The organism is Robinsoniella sp., from assembly GCF_034124845.1.
The window spans coordinates 1-11303 of record NZ_JAWYAJ010000166.1 but is presented as its reverse complement, the minus strand read 5'-3'; the positions used below and the strand labels follow the sequence as shown (position 1 = coordinate 11303).

Genomic DNA, 11303 nt, shown 5'->3' with positions numbered 1-11303 from the left:
GATGAGATGCGTCATCGTAAAGAAAATATAGAAGCAAATGCAAAGGTTGCCGATTTAGAAATGAGAGTCGATAATTTGGAAAAAGCATTTAAGGCATCATAACCTAACAATAACATATACAAGTGTAAAGTCTATTGAATTATCAAGGGCTTTGCACTTTTTTAATGGAGGTACAACTATGTCAAGCTATTTTTCCATTGACTGGACTCACCTATATTTTTAGTGACCTGTTCAGGAAAAACTTCTCCTCCTAACTATTGACGAAGGTATTATTCTCCATTATACTTAAAGAAATAAAATACCACAAAGAGTATATTAAAGGCGGTACATCTGACTATGATCGGAATCTATTTTAGCGGCACAGGCAATACAAGACATTGCGTAGAAATATTTGTAAAAGAATATGACCCTCAGGCAATCGTTTATTCGATTGAAGACAGCAGGCTGCCAGAAATAATCCGCCGTGAAACAGAGATTGTATTTGGCTATGCCACACAGTACAGTAGCATACCGAAAATTATGCGTGATTTTATTATTCATAATCAGGTGTTATGGCAGGACAAAAAAGTTTTCATCCTGGCCACAATGAGAATATTCAGTGGAGACGGTTCCGGCGTATTGGCAAGACTGCTGAAAGCTTATGGCGCAACGGTAACCGGCGGTTTACACTTAAAAATGCCGGACAGTATCAGTGATGAAAAAGTTTTGAAAACATCATTGGAAAAGAACAGACGGCTTGTAACAGAATCAGAAGAAAAAATAAAAAAAGCGGTACAAAAATTACAGATGGGCAAACCACCGCAAGAGGGATTAGGTCCTTTCAGTCATCTCGCCGGACTGTTAGGGCAACGGCTGTACTTTTACAATAAAACAAAACGCTATACAGACCGGCTTATCATTCATTCCCAAAAATGTATCGGATGCGGTAAATGTATAAAGTTGTGCCCCCTGAAAAACATCGTGATGGAAAATGGAATTGCCAGATCCGGAAATCAGTGTACTATGTGCTATCGTTGTATAAATCATTGTCCAAAGCAGGCAATTACGCTACTGGGAAAGCGCGTATATGAACAAAGCAGGATAGAAAAATATCTCTGAATGCGTCAATGAATCTAAAATCGTAATTCCTATGATCCAAAAATAAAAAAGTGGAGGTTAGTCTTTATGTATGCTTTACTTATTTTAAATCTGATCATACCCTTTGTTATGATTCTCACAGCTTCTATTTTGAAAAAACACCCTGTTTCAGATATGGACACTCATAACGGGTACGACACGCCTGCCTCCCGCAAAACTCAGGAACACTGGGATTATGCACAGCGCATTGCACCTGATATATTCATATCTCTTGGAAAACGTTCCTTTTTAATAGAATTTGTCATCAGTATCTTTTCATTATTATTCAAACTTGACGTGAATTTATCCATCACCATAGGTTTGGTTGCAGGCTTATTTTTCCTGCTTGCAGGATTTTATAAGACTGATCAGAGAATTCATAATAAAATGGATTGATTCATGGTACATCAAGGATTAAATTACTTCTACTTAAAAAAATAATTATAAGAATACAAACTATACTGAATATTATTATTTCTGTACGATACTGAATTGCAAATGATGCATCCATCTTTTCCAAACATTTTATTCAGTTCCAAAATATATAAATATTTATTTCTTTCTGACATATATTTATATTTTTTTACTAATTTTTGCAAACCATTTCTTTTATAATTATATAAAATTTAAAATAGAAATACCGATTATTGCTTAAACACTAGGTTTATCAACGATAACTAAGGATATAGAAGTCAAATTTACCACAGATTTACCATTTATGAAAGAGCTTTGATATGACACTATGATAAATATACAAAACCGTAGATTTTATGTAATGCACAATGATGCGATACAACCTACGGTTTTCTTCATTAAATTTATATCCGACACCCCAAACGGTCAGTATGTATTGTGGGTTTATAACAAGTCAAATTCTTTCGCAGTTAGATATGTGACTTGCCCTTTGTCGTTAGTAAAGGTTCGAGTAAATGGGTCTAAATGAAACCCGTTAGCAGATTGCTTTATAAATGTAGGTGAAGTCGAGAGCTTAGAAGATAGCCAATCAATGGTTTGCTTGTATATTTGTTCTTCATTTTCTGTAAATTCAACTATTAAAATTTTAATATATTATCCCTGCCTTTCAACCATCACATTTAGCGATATTATATTACTTTTATAGAACTTTGCTATATAACAAGCACTGTAATTCAACAGTTTTATTTCCTAAATTCATTATAATGTCCTTTTCTCCCACACGTTCAAATCCTCTATGCTCATAGAATTGATAAGTACACCCACTATCCGTATATAAATATATCTTCTTACCTTTAAGTCTCTTTTCAAATTCATGTAGTAAAGTGCTACCAATTCCTTTTATTTTGATATCTGGATTCGCTGCCAGAAAAATAAGTTCTCCATCTGGCGAATTTTCTTTGCAATATAGTTTTAACATTTCAGCATTAGCTATATCATAAACACTCACTCATTTTTTAACAAATAAATTTTGGAGTATTTCAAATACTTTTACATAAAATGACTTTGTCAAAGAGTAATATTTTTGTCTTTCTCCTCTTATTTTTGCTAGTAATACACCTGCCAATTCGTTGCCAGCATACACTGAAATAATTTGTGTAGCATGTAACATTTCCATATACCAGAAATATTTACCGTATAAATATAATATTAGCTCATTATCCATATACCAATTAAGGTGCATTCCTCTAATTGCAAATTGTATCGCTTTTTTATAATCTTTTTCATTTAATTCTCTAATCTCTAAATTCACAATCTTTTCCTCCTTGTCTTTTACCGTTATTAAGTTATATTGCAAACGATAACTAAACATATTATAATAGACACAAGGTCGCTTTTCTACAATCAATTTAATATTGATATGTCTGATAAGCGACATATCTTTTCGCTATTGTCGTTTAGGAGGTTGTGGTATTATGAATGATGAGGATAGACGGGTTAAAAAAACAGAAAAAGCACTCTATAATGCACTTGCAGAATTACTTTTGAAAAAGAAGATACAGAATATCACTATTAAGGAATTAACAGATACAGCTGATATTCATCGTTCGACATTTTATACTCATTATCAAGATATTTATGATTTATATGAGAAACTAGAAGATAACGTTATTAAAGAATTGGGTTCAATGATAGTAAACAATCCAACTCATAACTATGAAGAACTCTATATTAGATTGATTGATTATGTATATAGTAATTCAACTATTTGCAAAATGCTTCTTGTTGGTAATGGAGATTTAAAATTTCAAAGGCAAATCAATCAACTTCTTGAGGATAGTTATTTAGAAATTTGGATGTACGAAGATAAAAAAAACAGCATTACTGAAGAAATGCGCTATTTTACTGCATATCATATTCAAGGGTGTATATCTATTCTGAATTTGTGGATGGAAAATAATTTTAATTATCCTCAAAAAAAAGTATTGAATTTGCTACGTATGCTAAATGAACATATTGAAAAAATAATGCCTTAATTTTCTAAACAAGGGAGTATACACTAACAATGTAACTCCCTTTAATAACGATTATTTATTATTTCCGGGCATGATCTTATAATGCTGCAAAAGCACAATAACAATTATTCTTTGATTATATATTTCGGCTTCTATATTCCATGTATGTTTATTAGATAATAGATTTTTCCACCTTGAAATATCTATAAAGAATTGAAAATTATCTAAAATCTTGCTCAGTTTTATATTGAATTCTTCAGAAGTTTCGCTATCTTGTTCTGTTTGACTACTGGATAATTGAATATTCCCGGCTTTATCCGATATAGAAATATTTTCTAACTCCCCTTGATTATCTGTCTTAATCTTGTCCACCTTATTTACATTTGATGCATTTTCATAATCTCTGGCATAACCTACCGCATAGTCAAATGCTTCTTTAAGTTCTTGAAACAACTCTGGATTTTGATCAATTTGTATTAACCTAAGTTGTGCTGCATAAGCTTTTTTAATTTCTTTTATATCTTTAGTAGGGCTTATCCCCAGTACTTTCCAAAAGGTCATAATCCCAGATTCCCTTCCAGCTGATTTAACCACAATTGAAACTCTCTATCCCTACTACAGATGGTGTCAGCTTCTTACCAAATACATTGTCAATTAATTCTACTTTTTCTCCATTCCAATAACCCACCATGGCTATTCGATGTTCCCAAATCGATACCCCATACATCCATCTTTTTCTCCTCTTCTTTCCTCATATTTTTCTACGTCAAAAATAATTTCCTCTTGACCTTCTCGCCGCGTCAACGTGTATGATATCAATAGACCACACAGAAAAGGAGAACAATATGGAAATCAAGAATATTCGGTCAGATATCATCTACAAGAAAATGATTGATGCCCCTGCAGAAAAAAAGAACGACATATATCGTTATGAAATGATGAAACCCTTCGAGAAGAAATGGGCGTGTTACTGCATTCCTCTCAAGGCGAAACAGGAAAATGGCTATGACGTTATCATGGCAAGCAACATGTTAGGATATCTGGATCCTTTGGAAATTGATAAGAGACAGGAAGAAAGCGTTCAATTGCTGTCGGATGATTCATTTTGGAAAAGCTGCCAGCACTCCATAGAAGACGCACTGGGTCGGTTTGAGGACGCCGGTGTAGAATTACCGGTTCAGAATTATTTATATACCATTCTGCTGGCAGATCCCAAGAGTCCCTATACCATACTCAGCGATGGCTATTCCGGTGACGGCGGCATACCCGGATACATTTTTGGTGCCATTACACCAAACGAATACACCATTGGGCGTATACCGGCTGCCCTCGCCCATGAGTGCAACCACAACGTGCGGTTTCAATTTGAAAAATGGCGTGACGATATATCCCTGGCTGGTATGATGGTCACGGAGGGGCTGGCTGAAAACTACGCCACCTCCATTTATGGAGAAGAAAAACTAGGTCCCTGGGTTAGTAAAATAGATATGGACACGCTGAACAATTATATAAAGCCAATCATCCAAGATGCATTGGATGTAAAAGGCATGGATAATTTAACATCCTATCTCTACGGAGATGAAATTGCGAAAATGCGGGGTTATTTTCCGGTAGGACTGCCCTTTTGTGCAGGCTATGCATGTGGATATTATATGATTAAGCACTATTTAGAAAAAACCGGTAAAACTATTATAGAAGCGACACTGATACCAACCAATGAAATACTCCGAGATATAGAAGACTTTTGGGAAGAATAGGACTAACCTCTTACTTAAATTTCTGCTCATTAGCTTTCCAACGCCAAATAAAGTTCCGCCCCGCGGAAATATATGTCCAATGCATGTGACATTTTAATATAATTGAAGCAAAAAGTTTCATTACAGGCTGCCGATCCTTTTTAACAATGAAAGTAAAATTGATGCACCCGCACGGAGACTTCAGGGTGATACCGGAATATACAATTAATTTTTTAATATTTACTGCTTTTCATTCATTTTAAGGCAGCCGGCAGGATTTTCTATCCTGCCGGCTGCCTTAAAGCCTTCATTGCCCGCCAGCTTCAGCATATCCCGGTCAAATTTCTAATTTCCTGATCGGCAAGCCAGAAGAAAATCGTCTTATCTCCCACAAGTACCTGAACATGTGATTCACAATAACCAATGTTTTTCTCCAGGGACCTCCTTGTGCTTAGCTCATGCCACATCTTCTGTAAGTCCCAGTCTTTATCGTCTTAAAGTTTCTCATAAGAAACCAGTTCATTAACCGGAATACGGGTTTGGCTGTGCCGATTGGGATTCCCCTCTTCCTGGGCGGAATAACCAATCACCAGTATATTAACCGGCTCCAGATTGGGCGGGATACGAAATTCTTCCCGCAGAATATCCGGTTTGAAATAGCAAACCCAGACACTTCCCAGTCCAAGCTCCGTCGCCTGTAGCATCATATGGTCTGTCAGAATTGAGGCATCAATATCCCCGGTCTGCTTATTATCAAATGGGCGGACCCACGCTTTATTGTGATCTGCTAACACAATAATCGCCAGCGGTGCATGGAATACATTTGCTGCCTTTTCAATCTTCGCCATTCCTTCCGGTTCCTGAACAACCAGCAGATGTACCGGCTGGAGATTTGCAGCAGTCGGCGCTGCATGCGCTGCTTCCAGAATCTGATCCAGCTTTTCTTTTTCTACCCTCTGTTCCGTATAAGAACGAACAGAAGACCTTTTTTTTGCAATCTCAAGAAAACTCATAAATACCTCCTTTAATCAGGGTGTTAAATTATAATTAATAGTATCTGCCTGCAAGCAAAGGTTGATATTCTTACCAACTTCAGCTATAATTATAACACTAATATTCATTAGAACAAGTATGCACTTTTATGGTATATAGTACCTAAAAAGATAGTGTAAATTATGGAGGTGAAAAAATGAGATGTCCAAGCGCATATAATTGTCCGGTGGAAGCCACATTAGAACTAATTGGCGGTAAATACAAGGCACTGATCTTGTTTCATCTGATAGAAGGGAAGCTTCGTTTCAGCGAACTGCAGCGAAATATCCCAAAGGCTACTCCCAAAATGCTGACACAGCAGCTCCGTGAATTGGAGCGTGACAATCTGCTCTTGCGAACCGTTTATCCGGTAATTCCGCCGAAAGTGGAATACCAGCTTACCGACTTTGGGAAAAGCATTATTCCTGTTCTGGAATCCATGTGTAACTGGGGGAGTAACTATCTTAGAGACTTGATCTGACGGTTATTTTCTATTCTTCTTTTTCTCTGCCTTTTCTTGCTTTTCTTCATACATTTCACGTATCCAAATTTTAACCGGAGCTTTCCACTGCTCCTTTTTATTTGGGATGTTTTTTATCAGACTTTTCGGATTTAATCCCATTTCTTTTGCCATTCGTATCTCTTCATCCGATATCCTGCATTTTTTCTTTGCCTCATCCCACAGTTCTTGTTTGTATGCCATTTCAATCCCCTTTCTGACTGTACATTTCTATTTCATCCTAATTTTTTCTCATACAATGATATATGAAAATTGTTACTGCATTACCCTATTCTGCTATTTTACACTTATCTAATCTTAATTTCAATTGCACGCCAAACATTTTCCATCGTATAACAACATAATGTCACTGTTCAAGCAGTTCCGTACACGATACTGCACGGAATCGGATGGGGTAAAGTGATGGTTTTGCAAATAAAACTTGGCAAAACCTCTTGACAAGTACACTTGGCAGGTGTATGATGATGATGTAAAGAAAACTTGGCAAAACATCAGGAGGTATTGTTATGAATAAGGAACAGATATTAGCAAGAAGCAGAGCAGCGAATGAGGATGAAGGAATGCAGCAGGCTGAAAACACCGGACGCAAAATAGGTTTTATAGCCTTCTGTTTTGTGTTTATTTTTATCATTTTGTTTAGCTTTTTTAATGGTCAGCATAGTTATGCACCTTACGCAATGTTTTGGGCATTTATGGCAGCCGAGGCATATCCCAAATACAGGTTCACCAAAAAGAAAGTATACTTATTATTAACAATTGCGGGATCCCTTGCATCCATAGCTTCCCTTGCAAACTTTATTCTTAACGTGTTGAGGTAAGTATATGGATGAACAGTTAATATTAAAAAACCGTTTAAAGGAAATCCGATCAGAGCAGAAGCTCTCACAAAGTCAATTAGCTGAAATGGTGGGGGTATCCAGAAATACCATTAGTTCTATCGAAACAGGGCAGTTTAATCCAACTGCAAAATTAGCTTTGATTTTATGCATTGCATTGGATAAGAAATTTGAAGATCTCTTTTATTTTTAGCAGAAAGGACCATCCGGCACAGTAATTGATGTGCCGGACGGTTCTTTTCCCTTTGAAAGCCTAAACACTGCTATGTACATCAGGAACCTTTCCTATGCTTTTTTCAAAAATAAACTGAATATATTTCCTTTTTTTCCATCCGCTCCTACCTTCACATACCCTCCCTGTTCCGATACAATTTTTCTCGTCAGATACAGCCCTAATCCCACACCCTCTTTCACCTGTATTGCGTTGCCGCCACGATAAAAGCGGGTAAATATCTTATTATATTCTTCTTTTGGTATGAGGTCGCCCCAATTGCACACATCTATCCTGACAAATAGATTGTATGCCGTCATTTGTACTGTAATCGGTGAGGATCTCCTGCCGTATTTCACAGCATTATCCATAAGGTTAAAGACCGCTTCCTCTGTCCATCGCCGGTCATATACAGCACCAATATTCTGCTGGCCCCGGAGAAGAATCTCATTTTCATTCATCTTGGCTTTTAATGCGATCTGATCAATAGCACCAAGTACCATTGGGAGGATTGGCTGGGATTTGGGGCTGATCTGCATGACGTCCTCTTCCAGCCGCATCGTCTTACCAAAACCTTCCGCAAACCATCCCAGTTTTTCTACCTGGGAATCAATCACTTCACATATCTGCATTCTCTCTTCCCCCGGCAAATCATCCTGTGTGAGAAAACCGGAGTACATCTGAATATTCGTGAGGGGTGTATTTACCTGATGAATCAGATCAGAAATCATTTCACTCATTTCTTTTCGCATCTTTTCTTCTGCTTCCCTGGCTCCATTCATGATATGATATAATTTCATAATCTGCATCTGGAACTTTCCAAGCAGTGTCTCTTCCTCCATGGAGAATTTCTGCTGAGGTTTCCCATCAATCAGACTTTGGATACAATGATCCACATTCTCCATTACCCGATTTACGATACCAGAGATTTTCACATAAGCCGTTGTGAATAGGACAAGATTCCACACCCCGTAAGCCGCTGCCCCCCATATACTGGCTTTCTCCGCTTTACTGCAATATAATAAAAACACAAACAGGGATACAAACCATATCCCTGCCGTAAGCCCTGTTATTCTTCTTATTTTCTTTCTGTTATCCGGCATCTTTATCACTCCATTTATACCCAATTCCAAATACATTCAGAATCCATTTCGGATTCTTTCTGTCATCTTCTATCTTATCCCGAAGTCTGGCAATATTGACACTTAACGTATTCTTATCTACAAAATTGCCGTCAATATCCCAGATTCGTTCCAGTAGAATCTCCCAAGTCAAAACCTGATTTCTATTTTGAATCAGAACCTCCAGTATCTTTAACTCCGTCTTACTGAGAGTAATCACTGCACCTGATTTTGTCAATGTTTTTGTTTCAAAATCATAGGTTATCTCTCCCGCACAATACCTGGATTCTGCCTCTTTGCCCATTCTCCGCAGCAATGCCTTTAATCTTCTGATAAGCAGTGGAATGGAAAATGGTTTCGTAATATAATCATCTGCGCCCGCATCAAAACCCTGAATCATATCTCTCTCCGTATTTCTTGCGGTCAGGAAAATCACGGGTATTTTATTTGTTTCCCGAAGCTTCAGAAGATAGTTCCTGCTGTCTCCGTCGGGCAGTGTCACATCCAGCAGTATTGCATCCACCTCTTCGTCCGGATTCTGCCTAAGTTCCTTTAAACATGACGCGGTAATCGTTTGAAATCCTTCTTTTTTAAGAGCATAAGAAATCCCATTTCTCAGGGCTTCGTCATCCTCAACTACCAGAATCCGGTTCATTTTCATTCACTCCTTTTCCATTGCCTTTCTTTTATTCTGCTTCACGCAGTCGTTCCACAACGGTTCTCTTATTCAAAAATAAGGTAAGTATTCCGGATACCGTAAGCGTAAGCAAAACACCTGCCGCCAGTACCATACCAACCGCAATTGTATATAACCCCGGCACGAATCCGGTGGAGATCGGTGCACCTGAAATTATAATTGCTACAGGCACTCCTATAGGAACCATAATTGCAAAGCTAAGCAGCAGCATTTTCATACCATCTTTGAAAATAGTTCCTGTCATCTGCATCCTGGTCATCCCTATGGACTGCAAAGCGGCAAATTCAATTTTCCTTGACAATACGCCTGTTACCAGTGTATTTACAATGTTCACCATTCCGATAAAACCAAAGATCAATCCTACGAAGATACCGATTAATGTCTTTTGTATTTTCTGAGTCTGCTGACTTAATCTGCTCATATATTTTGATGTCACCTGCACCTGGGAATTGAAATTTTCTGTAATTATATTCTCCAGTGTCTCCTGCTGCTCCTTCTCATTACCTCCGGAGGTGTTTATGCGGACACTTAAAATCATCTGGTCTGCACCGGCTCCATAAATATCTTTAAAATCTTGATCTGAAATGACAAACTGGGCTGTAGATGAAATCTCTCCCGCATAATTATCCCATTTGCCTGTTATGACAGCCAGTACCGTAAACGTCTTAGTCACATATTCCTGTGTTTCATAATTATAAAATGAAATAGGGATCTGTTCACCTGCTTTTAAATAATCATACTGGTAATCCGCTCCCTCACCCCAGCTAAAATAGGGCTGATAAATCAAGTAACCGCCTTTTTCAAATTTGTCAGGATCCAGACTGCCGCTCTGGATATCCATTTGTCTGGCTTCCATAGAAAGAGCCTTGGGCTGCATGCCAATAATTGCGGTTTCGTAATTTCCCCTGGTATCCTCGGTCCAATCATCTATCGACTGTCCCACATCTATAAATTCTTTTTCAATAATTTCTTTCAAATGTCCCTCTAACTTCACATCACCCAAAGACTCTATTTTAGATTTTTGCTGAACATCTCTTGCTGAATAGTAAGTATAGCTTTCTTTTACAAACGGAAGCTTTTCCAATTCCTCTTTTAATTCCATTTCCATCGGTTCATAATATTGATTATTCATATACTGCGCCGCATGGTATTGGTATATACGAAAATCTGACTCACTGCTGCGGTTCACCATATATTCCACATCATACCCCAGCATGGCTGTGAATAAAACACAAAATAAAATTCCACTCAGGGCAAAAGAAATTACTGCAAATATCGTTTTTTTCCTTCCTGATGACCGAAAGCGCAATGCCTCAACCGGAGATATCCGTGCAGCCAGCTGCAATGCCTTTCTGCTGCTGATCCATACTGTGATGGAAGTGAATATAATGGATGCCATTACAGCCAATACCAACGTATATTTTGTTTCATAATACCGGGCAAATGTAAAATCCATATTTTCAAGCATACGCACTGCAAATATATTAACTGCTGTTCCGGTCAAGACGCCCAAAACTGTTCCTGCAGCACCCAGACGTATGACCTGATATCCCAGCATGGAACGAATCTGCTTGCCGGTCATTGCGATTGTCTTCATATTTACCA

16 protein-coding genes are annotated in these 11303 nt (G+C 37.7%); 7 read left to right on the top strand and 9 right to left on the bottom strand.

Features of this window, described 5'->3' with window-relative positions; translation table 11 throughout:
* Positions 1–336: 336 nt before the first annotated feature.
* Positions 337–1098, top strand: coding sequence for an EFR1 family ferrodoxin (locus ACH2DQ_RS07910; RefSeq protein WP_394912688.1), 762 nt, complete (start codon positions 337–339; stop codon positions 1096–1098).
* Between the two features lie 66 nt (positions 1099–1164).
* Positions 1165–1512: a hypothetical protein gene (locus ACH2DQ_RS07905; protein WP_394912687.1), complete on the top strand. Its 348-nt coding sequence runs from the start codon at positions 1165–1167 to the stop codon at positions 1510–1512.
* 718 nt (positions 1513–2230) lie between these two features.
* On the opposite strand, the gene ACH2DQ_RS07900 is transcribed toward ACH2DQ_RS07905, so the two are convergent.
* Complete coding sequence (locus ACH2DQ_RS07900; RefSeq protein ID WP_394912717.1) at positions 2231–2509, bottom strand: GNAT family N-acetyltransferase; 279 nt, start codon at positions 2507–2509, stop codon at positions 2231–2233.
* Between the two features lie 30 nt (positions 2510–2539).
* Complete coding sequence (locus tag ACH2DQ_RS07895) at positions 2540–2842, bottom strand: hypothetical protein (RefSeq protein ID WP_394912686.1); 303 nt, start codon at positions 2840–2842, stop codon at positions 2540–2542.
* Between the two features lie 163 nt (positions 2843–3005).
* Here ACH2DQ_RS07895 and ACH2DQ_RS07890 point away from each other — a divergent pair, with 163 nt between their 5' ends.
* Positions 3006–3566, top strand: a complete 561-nt coding sequence (locus ACH2DQ_RS07890; RefSeq protein WP_394912685.1) for a TetR/AcrR family transcriptional regulator — start codon at positions 3006–3008, stop codon at positions 3564–3566.
* Positions 3567–3617: 51 nt separating this feature from the next.
* On the opposite strand, the gene ACH2DQ_RS07885 is transcribed toward ACH2DQ_RS07890, so the two are convergent.
* A complete protein-coding gene (locus ACH2DQ_RS07885; RefSeq protein WP_394912684.1) occupies positions 3618–4139 on the bottom strand; it encodes a hypothetical protein in 522 nt (173 codons plus the stop codon).
* Positions 4132–4272, bottom strand: a complete 141-nt coding sequence (locus tag ACH2DQ_RS07880) for a hypothetical protein (protein WP_394912683.1) — start codon at positions 4270–4272, stop codon at positions 4132–4134. Before ACH2DQ_RS07880 ends, ACH2DQ_RS07885 begins: the two co-directional genes overlap by 8 nt.
* A 118-nt stretch (positions 4273–4390) precedes the next feature.
* On the opposite strand from ACH2DQ_RS07880, the gene ACH2DQ_RS07875 reads away from it, so the two are divergent.
* Entirely contained in the window at positions 4391–5302 is a 912-nt protein-coding gene (locus tag ACH2DQ_RS07875; protein WP_394912682.1) for a DUF2268 domain-containing protein, read from the top strand.
* Positions 5303–5775: 473 nt separating this feature from the next.
* Here ACH2DQ_RS07875 and ACH2DQ_RS07870 read toward each other — a convergent pair whose 3' ends face one another.
* Positions 5776–6294, bottom strand: coding sequence for a nitroreductase family protein (locus ACH2DQ_RS07870; protein WP_394912681.1), 519 nt, complete (start codon positions 6292–6294; stop codon positions 5776–5778).
* A 176-nt stretch (positions 6295–6470) separates the two neighbouring features.
* Here ACH2DQ_RS07870 and ACH2DQ_RS07865 point away from each other — a divergent pair, with 176 nt between their 5' ends.
* Entirely contained in the window at positions 6471–6794 is a 324-nt protein-coding gene (locus ACH2DQ_RS07865) for a winged helix-turn-helix transcriptional regulator (RefSeq protein ID WP_394912680.1), read from the top strand.
* 3 nt (positions 6795–6797) lie between these two features.
* Here the strand turns inward: ACH2DQ_RS07865 and ACH2DQ_RS07860 are convergent, their stop codons facing one another.
* Positions 6798–7016, bottom strand: a complete 219-nt coding sequence (locus tag ACH2DQ_RS07860; RefSeq protein ID WP_394912679.1) for a hypothetical protein — start codon at positions 7014–7016, stop codon at positions 6798–6800.
* Positions 7017–7339: 323 nt separating this feature from the next.
* On the opposite strand from ACH2DQ_RS07860, the gene ACH2DQ_RS07855 reads away from it, so the two are divergent.
* Both ACH2DQ_RS07855 and ACH2DQ_RS07850 read left to right on the top strand, forming a co-directional pair.
* A complete protein-coding gene (locus ACH2DQ_RS07855) occupies positions 7340–7651 on the top strand; it encodes a DUF6442 family protein (protein ID WP_394912678.1) in 312 nt (103 codons plus the stop codon).
* 4 nt (positions 7652–7655) lie between these two features.
* The gene (locus tag ACH2DQ_RS07850; RefSeq protein ID WP_394912677.1) at positions 7656–7862 is read left to right on the top strand and encodes a helix-turn-helix transcriptional regulator; all 207 of its coding nucleotides are present in this window, start codon (positions 7656–7658) and stop codon (positions 7860–7862) included.
* A gap of 92 nt (positions 7863–7954) precedes the next feature.
* Here the strand turns inward: ACH2DQ_RS07850 and ACH2DQ_RS07845 are convergent, their stop codons facing one another.
* The 3 genes from ACH2DQ_RS07845 to ACH2DQ_RS07835 form a co-directional block, all read right to left on the bottom strand.
* Entirely contained in the window at positions 7955–8983 is a 1029-nt protein-coding gene (locus ACH2DQ_RS07845) for a sensor histidine kinase (protein WP_394912676.1), read from the bottom strand.
* The gene (locus ACH2DQ_RS07840) at positions 8973–9656 is read right to left on the bottom strand and encodes a response regulator transcription factor (RefSeq protein ID WP_394912675.1); all 684 of its coding nucleotides are present in this window, start codon (positions 9654–9656) and stop codon (positions 8973–8975) included. Before ACH2DQ_RS07840 ends, ACH2DQ_RS07845 begins: the two co-directional genes overlap by 11 nt.
* A gap of 31 nt (positions 9657–9687) precedes the next feature.
* Positions 9688–11303: FtsX-like permease family protein (locus ACH2DQ_RS07835; protein ID WP_395026253.1), on the bottom strand; the 1616-nt coding region annotated here is incomplete at its 5' end.

Bases quoted from the DNA above. Each gene is read 5' to 3' on its own strand.
- ACH2DQ_RS07865 (WP_394912680.1), top strand. From the start codon at position 6,471: ATGAGATGTCCAAGCGCATATAATTGTCCGGTGGAAGCCACATTAGAA.
- ACH2DQ_RS07880 (WP_394912683.1), bottom strand. From the start codon at position 4,272: ATGTATGGGGTATCGATTTGGGAACATCGAATAGCCATGGTGGGTTAT.
- ACH2DQ_RS07905 (WP_394912687.1), top strand. From the start codon at position 1,165: ATGTATGCTTTACTTATTTTAAATCTGATCATACCCTTTGTTATGATT.
- ACH2DQ_RS07840 (WP_394912675.1), bottom strand. From the start codon at position 9,656: ATGAACCGGATTCTGGTAGTTGAGGATGACGAAGCCCTGAGAAATGGG.
- ACH2DQ_RS07850 (WP_394912677.1), top strand. From the start codon at position 7,656: ATGGATGAACAGTTAATATTAAAAAACCGTTTAAAGGAAATCCGATCA.
- ACH2DQ_RS07890 (WP_394912685.1), top strand. From the start codon at position 3,006: ATGAATGATGAGGATAGACGGGTTAAAAAAACAGAAAAAGCACTCTAT.
- ACH2DQ_RS07870 (WP_394912681.1), bottom strand. From the start codon at position 6,294: ATGAGTTTTCTTGAGATTGCAAAAAAAAGGTCTTCTGTTCGTTCTTAT.
- ACH2DQ_RS07860 (WP_394912679.1), bottom strand. From the start codon at position 7,016: ATGGCATACAAACAAGAACTGTGGGATGAGGCAAAGAAAAAATGCAGG.
- ACH2DQ_RS07855 (WP_394912678.1), top strand. From the start codon at position 7,340: ATGAATAAGGAACAGATATTAGCAAGAAGCAGAGCAGCGAATGAGGAT.
- ACH2DQ_RS07900 (WP_394912717.1), bottom strand. From the start codon at position 2,509: ATGTTAAAACTATATTGCAAAGAAAATTCGCCAGATGGAGAACTTATT.
- ACH2DQ_RS07875 (WP_394912682.1), top strand. From the start codon at position 4,391: ATGGAAATCAAGAATATTCGGTCAGATATCATCTACAAGAAAATGATT.
- ACH2DQ_RS07910 (WP_394912688.1), top strand. From the start codon at position 337: ATGATCGGAATCTATTTTAGCGGCACAGGCAATACAAGACATTGCGTA.
- ACH2DQ_RS07845 (WP_394912676.1), bottom strand. From the start codon at position 8,983: ATGCCGGATAACAGAAAGAAAATAAGAAGAATAACAGGGCTTACGGCA.